This window comes from Novosphingobium malaysiense, from assembly GCF_000802225.1.
GTDB lineage: Bacteria > Pseudomonadota > Alphaproteobacteria > Sphingomonadales > Sphingomonadaceae > Novosphingobium > Novosphingobium malaysiense.
In genome coordinates this window covers 216,531-230,223 of sequence record NZ_JTDI01000007.1, presented here as the reverse complement: position 1 = coordinate 230,223, position 13,693 = coordinate 216,531, and the positions used below count along the sequence as shown (strand labels likewise).

Below are 13,693 nucleotides of genomic sequence, written 5' to 3'. Positions count from 1 at the left end.
ATGATATAAAGAAAGCTTTATGTGTGCACACGTCTACCGGCGGCGGCGGCTCAGTGCAACCATGGAAACGGCCGCAAGAGCGATGAGAGCTGCAAAGGCGAGCGGCAGGGCATTGCCGTAGCGGGAGAAAAGGGTCGGTTCGTGCGGTGGCGGAATGCGCCCGTCGATCCTTCCGGCCTGCCGCCAGGGAATGAAGCTGCGCACGATGCCGTTGGCATCGATCACGGCACTGATCCCCGTGGTGGTCGAGCGCAGGATGGGGAGGCCTTCCTCGATCGCGCGCAGCCGCGCCTGGGCAAGGTGCTGGGGCGGGCCCCAGGTGCCGAACCAGCCGTCGTTGGAAGGGTTGTAGATGTAATCGGGCCGGTTGAACGGATCGACCACCTCGCCGCTGAAGACGATCTCGTAGCAGATCTGCACGCCTGCCTCCCCCCAGTCGCCGAAATCGTAGCTGCGCGGTCCGGGGCCGGGCCGAAAGTCCAGAGCGCCGGCGACGAGGCGTGATGCCCCCAGCGGTTCGAGCAGCCAGCGCAGGGGCAGGTATTCGCCATAAGGTACGAGATGCGCCTTCGAGTATCCGGCCACGATATCGCCCCTGCCGTTGATCACGGTCACCGAATTGCGGGCGGCGACTTCGTCTCCGTTCTCGATGACGAGGTCCACCGCTCCGGCCAGCAGCAGGCCATAGGGGCCGATCACCCTGCCGATGCGTTCGCGGGCGATGACGGGGTCGGCACCATAGGTGTAGAGCCGGTAGAGATAGCGCGGATAGCCGTCGCGCAGATAGTCTCCCAAGCCCGATTCGGGCCAGAACACCACGCGCTTTTCCCCCGGTTTGCGGGGTAGCGAAAGACGGGCCATCTTGCGGAAATTGGCCTCGAAGTAGCGCGGGTCGTCGATGATTTCCTGGCGCAGATCGGGCTGGATCAGCGTGAAGCGTATCGACCCTTCCTCGGGCCGGGCCCACGGGTCGGGCACGATCATAAGCACGCCGAGCCCCGCCGCGAGCGCCAATACCGGTACCGTCCAGAGCCAGCGCAGCGGACTGCGTCCCCGGGCCACCAGCCGCCCGAACAGGCCGGGAAGGCCGGACAGCAGAACAAGCAGCCCCGACAGGCCGTAGGTGCCGATCCAGGGCGTCACCAGCGCCAGTCCGCGCGCGTCGAACCGGCCGAGCAGGGCCACGCCCAGCGGGTTCCACGCGAAACCGGTGAAGAGCCAGGCGCGCACCCACTCGGTGACGATCCAGGCGGATGCGAAGGCGAATGCAAGGGCCGCAAAGCCGCCGCCGCGTCCTTTCGCCTTGTCCGGACGGACCAGCAGCCAGGCCGCCATCGTGGCCAGTGCGGGAAAGATCGCGAGGTAGAGGGAAAGCAGGACGACCGCGATGCCGCCCAGCCAGGCCGGCATATTCGCCTGATAGGTGAACGCAGTGGCGATCCAGTTGTCGCCCAGGGTGAAATGACCGAGGCCGAAGAACCAGCCGATCAGGAAGGCGTCGCAAGCCTTGACGGTGCGGGCCACCAGTTCGAGCAGGCAGGCGATGGCGATCAACGTGAGCGGCCAGAGCGCGAGCGGCTGAAAACCGCAGGCGGCCAGAGCGCCGAACGCGATCGCGGCGATACGGGGGTATCGCACAGCTGGGCTAAGAGCTTGGGATAAAACGGGGGCGCGCCGATCAGACTGCATCGGCCAAGCTATGTAGACCTGCCCGGCCACGACGCAAGCGAACTCGCGGTCGGCCGGGCTGCCGGTCGTACCTTAGCTGTTCACAGCCTCGAGCTTGCCGTCGCCATCCTCGGCAGGCGGCGCGGTCTTGCGCGTGCGGCGGCGCTTGGGCTTTTCCTCGCCCGCCTCGTCCTTGCTGGAGATCGAAGGCGGCAGGGTCGACGGATCGAGGTTGCCGGTCTCGCCTTCCTTGTCCGAATCGCCGTTGTCGCTGCCGTCGGCCTCTTCGTCGCGCGTGCGGCGGCGCGGCTTGCGCGGCTGCTTGGGCGCGCGCGCCGGGCGGTTTTCCCGCAGGAACGGGTTTTCGGCCGGTTCGTAGATCGAGTGATCCTCGCCGCTTTCCTCGTCGCCGCTGCCCTTGGTCTCCTTCTGCTCGCCGGCAGAGGAAGACGCGGACTGGCCGCGCTCGTTGCGTGCGTTGCTCTGCGACTGGCTGTTGTCGCTGTAGGAACCGTCATCCGAACCGGAATCGTCGCTGTTGTCCTGCGAGCGATCGTCCCGGCGGGCCTGTCGCGCTTCTTCCTGGCGCTGCTTTTGATCGGCAATCACGCGGAAGTAGTGATCGGCGAACTGAAGGTAGTATTCCTCCGTTACGCGATCTCCGTTGAGATGGGCGTCGTGCGCCAGCTTCTTGTACTTTTCCAGCAGCTGGGGCGCATTGCCCCTGGCCCTGCTGTCAATACGATTCGTATGCTGGCCGCCCTGCTGACGGTTGTTGCCGCGGCCGCGCCGACGGTTGTTACCACGATTGTTATTCAAGGATAACTTTCCTCAAAACCCCTGGCGTGCGTCCGGACATCAGGAACGGACGTGCCATATGTCATAAGATCACGGCTAACCCCCCGGGTGCCGAGACTTCCACATCTGCCTTGCCGCGGTGCCCCACACCGCGACCGCTTGCAAATGATGGAGGAGAACCGGGATGGGAAGTTCCGTCCATTAACCGGCTCCGAGTAATCATTAGGCACTCCGCGGCAGAATTCCAAGAGAAATATTATCGCTGTCCGTTCAAAACTGCGGAAAAGGCGATAACTCTTGGCCGGTTCGCCAGATCGTGGTGGATCGTGGCGGCCATCCCGGCGGCTTGGCCGATGGCGCTTACGGCCTCTGCCTGGCGATGTCCGATTTCCACCAGGGCAAGGCCTCCGGGCGCCATGAGGGCAGGCAACTGCGGCACGAGTATGCGATAGTCGTCGAGCCCGTCCGGACCGGAAAACAGCGCGCCGGCTGGTTCGTATTCGCAAACCGAGGTATCCAGCTCGGCGTCGTTCTCGACATAGGGAGGATTGGCGAGGATCAGGTCGAACGGCCCGCCGAGTGTTTCCGACCAGCCTGCCCGGTGCCAGTCCGCCGCCATCATTCGCGCCCGTTCGTCTAGGCCGAGGGTGCGGGCGTTGCTCGCGGCGACGGCGAGGGCGCCAGGAGAACTGTCGATACCGGTGCCGCGGGCCTGCGGGAGGTTGGCCAGCACCGCCAGCAGCAGCGCGCCCGAACCGGTGCCGCAGTCGAGCACGCTGCGCGCACCGGGCCGGGCCTTAAGCGCCGTTTCCACCAGGACTTCGGAATCGCCGCGCGGGATCAGGACCTCCGGTGTCACCATGAACGGCAGGCCGAAGAACTCCTGTTGCCCGGTGATGTAGGCAACCGGCTCGTGGGCCGCGCGCCGGTCGACCAGTGCCGGGTAGCCGGCTGGCGCCTCGCTGCGCATATGGCGCAGCAGCAGATCGGAACGGGATACACCCAGGGCATGGGCCATGAGCACTTCGGCATCGAGCCGAGCGGTGTCGCTGGTGGCCTCCAGGCGGACGGCGGCGGCGCGTATCGCGTCGGCAACGCAGGCAGCACTGCGACCGTCAGGCATCCATCGCCGCCAGGCGCTTGGCTTCGTCTTCGGCGATCAATGCGTCGATCAGCTCGCCCAGCCCGGGCCCTTCGAGGATTTCGGGCAGGCGGTGCAGGGTGAGGTTGATGCGGTGGTCGGTCACGCGGCCCTGCGGGAAGTTGTAGGTGCGGATGCGCTCGGAGCGGTCGCCCGAGCCGACCATCGCCTTGCGCGCTTCGGCTTCGGCACCCTGTGCTTCCTCGCGCATCTTCTCGTAGAGGCGCGCGCGTAGGACCTGCATCGCCTTGGCCTTGTTCTTGTGCTGGCTGCGCTCGTCCTGCTGAGTGACGACGATCCCGGAAGGCAGGTGGGTGATGCGCACGGCCGAATCGGTGGTGTTGACGTGCTGGCCACCCGCGCCGGAGGCCCGGTAGATGTCGATCTTGAGGTCCTTGTCCTCGATCTGGACATCGACTTCGCTGGGCTCGGGCAGGACGGCGACGGTTGCCGCCGAGGTATGGATACGCCCGCCGCTCTCGGTCACCGGCACGCGCTGGACGCGGTGGACGCCGGATTCGAACTTGAGCTTGGCGAACACGCCGGTGCCCGTCACGTTGGCGACGACTTCCTTGAAGCCGCCGATATCGCTGGCATTGGCGGAGATCATTTCGACCTTCCAGCCCTGCTCGGCGGCATAGCGTTCGTACATGCGGTAGAGATCGGCGGCGAACAGCGCCGCTTCGTCGCCGCCGGTGCCGGCGCGGATTTCCAGCATGGCCGGGCGCTGGTCCGCCGCGTCGCGCGGGAGCATGGCGACGGCAAGCTGGCGTTCGGCCTCGGGCAACTCTTCCTTGATGCGGGCGATTTCCTCTTCGGCCAGTTCGCGCATGTCCGGATCAGGATCGTCGAGCTTTTGCAACGAGGCCAGTTCGCCGCGCATGGAGGCCACGTCCGCCGCGACCCGTGCGACGGGTTCCAGCTCCGCATAGTCGCGGCTCGCGGCGACGAAGGCATCGCCTTCAAGCGTGCCAGAGGCGAGCCGGGCTTCCAGCTCGGCAAAGCGGTGCGCGATCTGCGCGAGGCGATCGTCGGAGACGCTCACGACTGGATCGTCTGGATGACCTGCTCGACCGCGAGGTAATCGGCAGTCGGTTCGGCCGCGCGCAGGTTGGCGACGGGGGCGCCGTCGCGCATCACGAACGAGACGAGCACTTTCGCGCCCAGTTTCACGGCCTTGTCGAAGCGCTTGCGCGGGCTGCCGGTGGCGATCATCTCGGCGGCGATTCCCTGGTGGCGCAAAATAGCGATGGCCTTCTGGGCATAGGGCAGGGCTGCATCGTCTTCGACCGCGAGGATGCAGGTCAGCGGCGGTTCTCCGCCGATGCCGGCATCGGACACGAGCATGGCGAGGCGTTCGATGCCTGCTGCCCAGCCGACCGCAGGGGTGGCCGGGCCGCCTAGTGCTTCCAGCAGGCCGTCGTAGCGGCCTCCGCCAAGGACAGTGCCCTGCGCGCCCAAACGGTCTGTCACAAATTCGAAAGCAGTGTGCCTGTAGTAGTCCAGACCGCGCACAAGGGCCGGGGCTCGGACGAAGTCCACCGAGGCGGCCTCGAGCCCTTGTGTCACGGCCCCGAAGAAGTCCTGTGCCTCGGCCGAAAGGAAGTCGTCGATCTTCGGCGCATCGGCGGTAAAGGGCTTGTCGCGCGGATCCTTGGAATCGAGGATGCGCAGCGGATTGCGCTGCAGCCGCTCCTGCGAATCCTCGCTGAGCGAGGCCCTGTGGTCGAGGAAGTACTCGACCAGCGCGGCGCGCCAGGCCTCGCGGCTCTCGGCATCGCCCAGCGTGTTGAGCTGCAGCGTCACGCCTTCGGAGATGCCCAGTTCCTTGAGGAGCTGGTCGGCCATGAGCAGTAGCTCCACATCGACCATCGGTTCGGCAGCGCCGATGATCTCGGCGTCGATCTGGTGGAACTGGCGGTAGCGCCCCTTCTGCGGGCGCTCGTAGCGGAACAGCGGGCCGTGGGTCGCCAGTTTGAGCGGGGCGAACTGCTTCCAGCCGTTGGTGAGGTAGGCGCGGGCGATGCCGGCAGTGAATTCGGGGCGCAGCGTCAGCGATTCGCCGCCGCGGTCCTCGAACGAGTACATTTCCTTGGAAACGACGTCGGTGGTCTCGCCCAGCGAGCGCGAGAACACCGCGGTCTTCTCGAACACCGGCATTTCCACTCGGCGAAAGCGATAGAGCTTGCGGACGCGCTCGAAGGTCTCGACGACATGCGCGAAGGCCTCGGCGTCGGGGCCGAAAATGTCCTGGGTTCCGCGGATTGCCTGTGGTGTGTTGCTCATAAGGCGCGCGCTTAGCCCGAATGGGCGCCGCGATAAAGTGGTCCCACGCGCTCTCGCATATTGGATGGTTGCCAAACGGGGCAACCGACGCAAAGATACGCGCAATGAAATATCTCACTGCGGTCGCGACGCTCTCAGCCCTCCTTTCCCTTTCCGCTTCGGCGATGGCCCAGGATCCTGCCCGGACCACGCCGATGGCGCCGGCCCTGCCTGCGCCGATTCCGGCGGCGAGGGACGTGCCCTATCCAGGTACCGTGGCGCTCAATATCGATGCAAGCGACGTCGAACACGGCATCTATCGGGTGACCGAGGAATTTCCGGTCGAGCCCGGCAAGACCAGCCTGACCTTGCTCCAGCCCGGCTGGCTGCCGGGCAACCACTCGGAAACCGGGCCCTACGCCATGCTGGCGGACATCCATTTCTACGCTGACGGCAAGGAAATCCCGTGGGTGCGTGATACGGTCGCGGTCAATGCCTTCCACCTCTCGCTGCCCGAGGGCACCAGGACGGTGACCGCCAGGTTCGTACACACCTCTCCCGTGCGGTCCAGCGAAGGACGCATCACCATGACGCAGGAAATGCTCAACCTGCAGTGGGAGAAGATGAGCCTCTACCCGGCCGGCCACTACGTGCGCGGCATCGAGGTCAAGCCGACCGTCACCGTTCCCGACAGCTGGACCGTTTTCACAGCGCTCGACGGCAAGGCCCGCCAGGGCAATACGCTGACCTGGACGGCGACGGACTACGAGCGGCTGGTCGATTCGCCGATCTTCGCGGGGATCCACGCCGAGCGCTGGGACCTCGGCCATGACGTCTCGCTCGACGTGGTTGCCGACGAACCCGAACTGCTGGCGATTTCGCCGCAGCACCTGCAGACCTATCGCAATCTGGTGGATCAGGCGTTGCTGACATTCGGGGCGCGACACTTCGATCACTATGATTTCCTGCTCGCCCTGACCGACCGTATGGGCGGCATCGGTCTCGAGCATCACCGTTCGAGCGAGAACCAGTACGAGCCCAAGTCCTGGATCAACTGGGACGAGATGGACTGGGACCACAACGTGATCCCGCACGAGTTCGTGCACAGCTGGAACGGCAAGTATCGCCGTCCGGCCGACCTGTGGACGCCCGACTACCAACAGCCGATGCAGAACACGCTGCTGTGGGTCTATGAAGGCCAGACGCAGTTCTGGGGCTATGTCCTCGCGGCGCGTTCGGGCGTGCAGAAGAAGGACACGGTGCTCGGCATGTTCGCCAATGCCGTGGCCAAGTACGCCGAGGGTACGCCGGGCCGGGGGTGGCGTTCGGTGGAGGACACCACTGCTGCACCGCAACTCGCGCGTCGCCGTCCGCTTCCCTACACGTCGCTCACCCGTAGCGAAGACTACTACGTGGAAGGTGCGCTGACCTGGCTCGAGGCCGACCAGATCATCCGCAAGGGCACCAACGGACGAAAGGGGCTCGACGATTTCGCCAAGGCGTTCTTCGGCATGCGCGACGGTGACTGGGGCGAGCTTACCTATACCTTCGACGACGTCGTCTCGACGCTCAATGGCGTCTATCCCTACGACTGGGCGTCGTTCCTGCGCACCCGCCTGTACCTCCCCGGCCAGCCGGCGCCGATGAAAGGCGTGGAAATGGCGGGGTACAAGCTGGTGTGGAAGGAAAAGCCGAACCCCTATTCGCAAGGCATCGCCGATGCGCGAAAGACGCTCGACCTCACCTATTCGCTGGGCTTCTCGCTGGACAACGAGGGCAACGTGACCTCGGCGCTGTGGGACGGGCCGGGGTACAACGCCGGCATCATCAACGGGGTGAAAATCGTCGCCGTCAATGGCCGCGCCTACAACAAGGGCGTGATCAGCGACGCGATCACGGCGGCCAAGGATCCCGGTGCCAAGCCGATCGCGCTGCTGGTGAAGCGCGGAGACCGTTACGAGACTGTCTCCATCGACTATCACGGAGGCCTGCGCTGGCCCTGGCTGGAGTCCGAAACGCCCGGCAAGACCAACGGTCTCGACCGCTTGCTGGCGCCTAGACGCAACTAAATTTCGCATCAGCGAGAAGGCTGTTGCAGTGCAATAAAGCCAAGGCTAAGTCGCGCGCATCTTGCTCTCAACCGGCCTCAGGACAAAGAGTGCCAGGAAAGAAGGATCATCATGCGCATCGACAAGGTTCCTGTTGGCGACAATCCGCCGGAAAGCCTCAACGTCATCATCGAGGTTCCGATCGGCGGCGAGCCGGTGAAATATGAATTCGACAAGGATTCGGGCGCGCTTTTCGTAGACCGGATCCTGCATACGCCGATGCGCTACCCGGCCAATTACGGCTTCGTGCCGCACACCCTTTCGCCCGACGGTGACCCGCTCGATGCGCTGGTCGTGGCCCGCTCGCCGTTCATTCCCGGCTGCGTGGTTCGTGCCCGCCCGATTGCCGTTCTCAACCTCGAAGACGAACACGGCGGCGACGAGAAGCTGGTCTGCGTGCCGGTCGATTCGACCTTTCCGTACTACACGAACGTCAACGAGAAGGACGATCTGCCGGAAATCGTGTTCAAGCAGATCGAGCACTTTTTCACGCACTATAAAGATCTTGAAAAGGAAAAGTGGGTACGGATCGGGACGTGGGGCGGCGCTGAAGACGCGAGAAAGATCGTATTGGAAGCAATTGATCGCTATAAAAGCTCTGTAGCCGCCTGAATTCAGTATTCGGGATCTACGAGGTCCACTCCCCCATGTGGATCGGGGCCGGTGACGAAAGTCACCGGCCCTTGCTCTTTTCCGGCGACACCGGTGCGCGAATGACGCCGGTGGTGATTCCGCTCAGGTGACGACGCGGCCGCCGTTCACGCCGATGGTCTGGCCGGTGACGTAGCCGCTGCGCTCGTCGCACAGCCAGGCGCAGGCGTTGGCGATATCGTCGGGCTCGCCCATGCGACGCACCGGGATGGTCTGGAGCAGCACCTCGGTGGGGATCTGGAACTTCTCGCGGTTCGCCTCCGACATGATCGTGCCCATGACCGAGCCTGGCGGGATGTTGTTCACGGTGATGCCGTAAGGGCCGAATTCCTGCGCCATCGAGCGGGTCATGGTGACCACGGCGCCTTTGGAGGAGCTGTAGGGGATCATGTTGATCGCGCCCGTCTGCGCGCTTGAGGACGAGATGTTGACGATACGGCCCCAGCCCGCGTTCTTCATGTCGGGCAGGCATTCCTGGGTCATCACGAAAAGGCCGCGCACGTTCACGGCGTAGATGAAGTCCCAGCGCTCGTCGGTCAGCTCCTCGAAGGGCGTGAAGTCGGTCACACCGGCATTGTTCACGAGGATCGCAATCGGACCGAGCTGTTCGCGAACCTGCTCCAGCCCGGCCTTGACCGAGGCGCGGTCGGAAACGTCGGCGCCTACCGCGATGGCCGTGCCGCCGGCGTCCTTGATCGCCTTGACCGTATCGGCGCAGCGCTCGGCATCGAGATCGAGCACGGCAACGGCCACGCCTTCTCTGGCGAGGCGTTTGGAACAGGCGGCCCCGATCCCTGCGGCGGCACCGGTGACGACGGCGACTTTGTAGCTCATGACAATTCTCTCCCGTTTGCTTGTTTTCAATGCCTAGGGCTACGGTACAAATCGGAGGCGAGAAAGACGGAAATTTGAACGTGTGTTCAGTCTTCGCCTCGGCGGGATCATCCAGCGAGAATTCCATCAATGAACTCGACGAGCGCGGTGAATGTCTCCCGGGCTCCCGGCAAGTCGAACCCGCGCACGATCGCGACGTGTTCCATACCGTCGATAGCAACAAGGCGGCTGGGGCGGCCGGCCGCTTCCAGCCGGGCATGGAAGCGCAGGGCATCGTCCAAAAGAACCTCGCCGGTTCCGACGCTGATCAGGCTGGGCGGAAAGCCCGCAAGATCGGCATCGTTGCAATGAACCGGCGAGGCCAGTGGGTGGTAGGGATCGAAGCCTTGAAGATAGAGGTCGGCCGCCAGTTGCGCCGATTCCGTGCCGAACAGGGGGTCGGTGTCGGCATTTGCGGCATAGCTTGGCGCCGTGACGCTCAGATCGAGCCAGGGCGAGAGCATGATGACAGCAGCGACGGGCGGCGTCTGTCCGGCAGCGGCCATGAGCCCGATGCTGGCGGCAAGGCCGGCACCGGCGGAATCGCCAGAGACGATCAGCGGCGCATCGCCGGCTTCGGCGTGCAAGGCCTCCAGCGCGGCCAGCGCGTCGTTGAGACCGCCCGGAAAGGGCGTTTCCGGCGAAAGCCGATACTGCGGCACGACCACGCTCACGCCGCATCGTTCGGCGAGGGCCTCGGACAACGGCCCTTCGAATTCGGGCCGCCCGATGCGAAAGCCCCCGCCGTGCAGTTGCAGCATGTAGCCACGCGGCGTGCCCGGGGCCTCGAAACGCAGCGTGCGCAGGCCGGCCATTTCGGTTTCGACCGGCGGCGCCCTGGTCGCGAAGGCGCCGGCAGCGATTCCCGCCGCCATCTGAGCCCGTCGCTCGGCAAGGTCGGGCGGGGCCGGGTAGCCGGGGCGTCCCGCAGGGAGCGCCAACGCGGCCTTCCCGGTCATTCGGCGGCCTGCAGGGCGATCGAGTGCTCGAGATTGCGGGCGGTGCGCTTGGCGCCCATCGCCTTCAGCTCGGGGATCACGTAGTCGCCCAGCAGGGTGATCGATTCCAGCACCGCATCCTGCGGCAGGTAGCCGAAGTTCACGTAGCACAGCACCTGGTCGATCCCGGCTTCCTCATACTTGAGGAACTTCTTCAGGCATTCTTCGGGCGTGCCGATGATCACCATGTCCTGCTCGTCGAAGGAGTGGATGTCGAAATCGCCGTCAGCCTGCTTCTTGAGCAGCGGAAAGGCCTTGTCCTGCGCTTCCTTGGGCAGGTGGGCCATCTCCCACTTGAGGATGAAGGCGGCGCTTTCGCGGTACCACCACCACATCGATTCCCACACGCGGTTGGTCTCGAACTTGCTGCGGCTCTCGGTGCAGTGGACCAGCGTATAGACGCCCACCTTGTTGGTGTGAACGTGGCTTACCGGGACGGCGTTCTTCTGTTCCTCGCGGTAGATGTCGATCAGGCTGGCGAGCTTTTCGAGCGGCTGCATGATCGAGAAGCACAGCAGGCCGAGGCCGTTCTGCCCCGCCATGCGGATCGTCTCTTCCGAACTGGCCGCCATCCAGCACGGCGGGTGCGGATACTGGTAGGGCTTGGGCGTCACCATGCGCTTGGGGAACTTCAGGTACTCGGAGTCTTCCTCGTAGTATTCCTGGGCCCACATTTCCGAGACGGTCTTGCAGGCGGCGAGCATCTTCTTCTTCGATTCGGCCCCGTCGACCCCGAAAGCGATCTGCTCCATCGGCGTCGAGCGACCCATGCCCCATTCGGCGCGGCCGCGGCTGAGCAGGTCCACCGTCGCCACCTTTTCGGCGACGCGTACAGGATGAATGAATTCGTGCGGCATGAGCGTAACGCCGAAGCCGAGGCGGATGTTCTCGGTTATCTGCGAGAGCGCGCCCAGTACCACGTCGTTGCAGGGCATGTGGCTGCGCCCTTCGCGGAAGTGGTGCTCGACCAGCCAGGCGGTGTGGAAGCCCTTCTTGTCGGCAAGGGTGATCTGCTCGATGCAGTTCTTGTAGGCCTGCCGCTCCATCGTGCGCTGGCCCCAGGGGTGTTCGCCGGCCCATGGCTTGGGGGCTTCGAATTCGTAGAGAAGTCCGAGTTCCATGCTGTCAGGCCTCCTGCTTTTCGGCTTCGAGTTGCTTGCGGCTCTTGCGCGCGCCGGCGCAGAACTTCGTGGAAAGCGAGCGGTCGACCGTCAGGCTCTGACCGGAAATGCCGCTGGCAAGGTCCGAGAGCAGGAAGACGATCGCGTTCGCCAGTTCCTCGGGCGGGCAGAAGTTCTGCTCGCTGCCCTGCACGACATTTTCTGAGACCACGCGGGTCATCACGCGTTCAGTCGCGACGGCGCCGGGCAGAACCGAATTGGCGCGGATGCCGAACTCGTGCCACTCGTTGGCCATGGTCCGGGTGAGCGCGGTAATGCCCGATTTCGCCGCGCCGTAGGGCCCGTGCCAGGGCGCCGAGGTCAGCGAGGAGACCGACGAGACGTTGACGATGGCGCCGCGCTCTTCACGCTCGATCCAGGCCTTGGCGGCATCGCGGCACAGCGTGAAGATGTATCCGAGATTAAGCTGGAATGTCTGCCAGAAGGCATCGGTGGGCGTTTCGTCGAGCGGCATCCATTCGCCTTCGCGCGTGCCTCCGGCGACATTGGCCATGCCGTCGAGCACGCCGAACTTCTCGAAGATCTGCGCGATCACGGTTTCGCATGCTGTTTTGTCCATCAGGTCGACGACCATCGGGTGGATCGTCCCGCCCAGGGCCTCGACGTCCTCGACGGTCGGCGCGATCAGCGCTTCGTCCTTGTCGAGCGCGATGATCGTCGCCCCGGCCTTGGCGAGCTGACGGCAGGTCGCCCCACCGATGCCGCCGCGCGCGACACCGCACACGAGTATGGTTCGACCGGTCAGGTCGATGGCTAGAGTCATGGTATCCTCTCCCTTTGCCCGCTGTTGCCGTGGGCTGCTGGCTAGATGTCGATGCGGTAGAGTTTCGCGGCGTTGCCCCCGAGCACCTTGGTCTTCTCCTCGTGCGTCAGGTCGCCGTAGCGCGAGTCGAGGTTCTCGATCGGATAGAGCCCGGTCGGGTGCGGGAAGTCGGTTTCGAACAGCACGTTGTCGATCCCGACCTTGCGCATCATGTCGGCCGCGGGCTGGCCCTGTTCGAACCAGAAGCAGGCGTAGAAATTGCTCTTGAAGTACTCGCTGGGCTTCTTCTCGAAGCCCTTGCCCTCGGCGATCTCGACGAGCTGATAGTCGAGCGCTTCCATCATGAAGGGCACCCAGCCGATGCCGCTTTCGACCGAAACGAACTTGAGGTTGCGGAAGCGGTCGAGCAGGCCCGAATAGATCAGGTTGGCGACGACCTTGCCGTTGTTGAAGAACAGCATCGCGCCGGAAATGCCCGAGCGCAGATCGCGCGTCAGCGAAGGCCAGCCCTGCTGCCCCATCCAGTCGATCGAGGTTTCCGATGCGCCAATGTGGAAGTTCACCGGCATGCCCATGTCCTCGCAGACTTCCCACAGGGGATACCAGTGCTCGTGGGCGAGGTCGGGCAGGCGTTCTCCGCCCAGGTCCACGAGGTGCGGGTCCGAATTGATGTTGATCCCGCGCAGGCCCATCGCCGCGCAGCGTTCGGTTTCCTTGATGGCGAGATCGACGTCCCACCAGGGCAGCAGCGCCATCGGGAAGAAACGGCCGTTCGAATCGGCCTGCATCTCGGCGACGGCATCGTTGTAGATCTTCACGCAGGCAAGGCGCAGGTCGGCATCGACCTTGGCCGCGGCCTGGCCGCCGAAGCCGAGGATGTTGGGATAGACGATCTGGGCGTAGATCCCGGTCTCGTCCATCACCTGCAGGCGTTCTTTCAGCGAGGAGGAGCCGGTGTGCACGTCCTCGAACTGCAGCTTGAGGAAGTCGTCGAGCACGCGGACCTTGCCACCGTCCTTCAGGATCGCGCTGTTGGGGTGTGCGCCGGTGCCGATCGACTTGTCGCCGTCGATCACCCAGCAGCGCTGGCCGTCGAGCATCTTTACCTGCGGCACGCGGTCGCGGATCGAGGCCGGCGCGCGGCTCGTCCACATGTCGTGCGGTTCGGTCAGGTGGGTATCGGCGTCGATGACCTTGTAGCCGGTCTTCGCGCCCGGCCGGTCCAGGCTGGCAGTCGCCATTGTGTC

At 64.6% G+C, this 13,693-nt stretch carries 12 protein-coding genes; 2 read left to right on the top strand and 10 right to left on the bottom strand.

Annotated features, from left to right (window positions below; genetic code table 11):
• Window positions 1-33: 33 nt before the first annotated feature.
• The 5 genes from lnt to hisS form a co-directional block, all read right to left on the bottom strand.
• Window positions 34-1,689: an apolipoprotein N-acyltransferase gene (gene lnt / locus LK12_RS20495; RefSeq protein WP_039288403.1), complete on the bottom strand. Its 1,656-nt coding sequence runs from the start codon at window positions 1,687-1,689 to the stop codon at window positions 34-36.
• A 72-nt stretch (window positions 1,690-1,761) separates the two neighbouring features.
• Complete coding sequence (locus tag LK12_RS20490; protein WP_082010667.1) at window positions 1,762-2,487, bottom strand: DUF4167 domain-containing protein; 726 nt, start codon at window positions 2,485-2,487, stop codon at window positions 1,762-1,764.
• 235 nt (window positions 2,488-2,722) lie between these two features.
• Window positions 2,723-3,589, bottom strand: coding sequence for a peptide chain release factor N(5)-glutamine methyltransferase (prmC, locus tag LK12_RS20485; RefSeq protein ID WP_039288401.1), 867 nt, complete (start codon window positions 3,587-3,589; stop codon window positions 2,723-2,725).
• Window positions 3,582-4,652, bottom strand: a complete 1,071-nt coding sequence (prfA, locus tag LK12_RS20480) for a peptide chain release factor 1 (RefSeq protein WP_039288398.1) — start codon at window positions 4,650-4,652, stop codon at window positions 3,582-3,584. The genes prmC and prfA overlap by 8 nt, the downstream gene beginning before the upstream one ends.
• Window positions 4,649-5,893 carry a histidine--tRNA ligase gene (hisS, locus tag LK12_RS20475; RefSeq protein WP_039288394.1) on the bottom strand — a complete coding sequence of 415 codons (1,245 nt, stop codon included), beginning with the start codon at window positions 5,891-5,893 and terminating at the stop codon, window positions 4,649-4,651. The genes prfA and hisS overlap by 4 nt, the downstream gene beginning before the upstream one ends.
• Before the next feature lie 104 nt (window positions 5,894-5,997).
• Between hisS and LK12_RS20470 the strand changes: the two genes are divergently transcribed.
• Entirely contained in the window at window positions 5,998-7,941 is a 1,944-nt protein-coding gene (locus tag LK12_RS20470) for a M61 family metallopeptidase (protein ID WP_039288391.1), read from the top strand.
• Window positions 7,942-8,052: 111 nt separating this feature from the next.
• Window positions 8,053-8,592, top strand: coding sequence for an inorganic diphosphatase (ppa, locus tag LK12_RS20465; protein WP_039288387.1), 540 nt, complete (start codon window positions 8,053-8,055; stop codon window positions 8,590-8,592).
• Window positions 8,593-8,715: 123 nt separating this feature from the next.
• On the opposite strand, the gene LK12_RS20460 is transcribed toward ppa, so the two are convergent.
• The 5 genes from LK12_RS20460 to LK12_RS20440 form a co-directional block, all read right to left on the bottom strand.
• Window positions 8,716-9,465, bottom strand: coding sequence for an SDR family NAD(P)-dependent oxidoreductase (locus LK12_RS20460; protein WP_039288384.1), 750 nt, complete (start codon window positions 9,463-9,465; stop codon window positions 8,716-8,718).
• Window positions 9,466-9,572: 107 nt separating this feature from the next.
• Window positions 9,573-10,463 (bottom strand): alpha/beta hydrolase, encoded by an 891-nt coding sequence (locus LK12_RS20455; RefSeq protein ID WP_052223651.1) that lies wholly within the window; start codon window positions 10,461-10,463, stop codon window positions 9,573-9,575.
• Window positions 10,460-11,623 (bottom strand): LLM class flavin-dependent oxidoreductase, encoded by a 1,164-nt coding sequence (locus tag LK12_RS20450; protein WP_052223650.1) that lies wholly within the window; start codon window positions 11,621-11,623, stop codon window positions 10,460-10,462. Before LK12_RS20450 ends, LK12_RS20455 begins: the two co-directional genes overlap by 4 nt.
• A 4-nt stretch (window positions 11,624-11,627) precedes the next feature.
• The gene (locus LK12_RS24005; protein WP_052223649.1) at window positions 11,628-12,446 is read right to left on the bottom strand and encodes an SDR family NAD(P)-dependent oxidoreductase; all 819 of its coding nucleotides are present in this window, start codon (window positions 12,444-12,446) and stop codon (window positions 11,628-11,630) included.
• 41 nt (window positions 12,447-12,487) lie between these two features.
• Window positions 12,488-13,687, bottom strand: a complete 1,200-nt coding sequence (locus tag LK12_RS20440) for an amidohydrolase family protein (RefSeq protein ID WP_039288382.1) — start codon at window positions 13,685-13,687, stop codon at window positions 12,488-12,490.
• Between the last annotated feature and the right edge of the window lie 6 nt (window positions 13,688-13,693).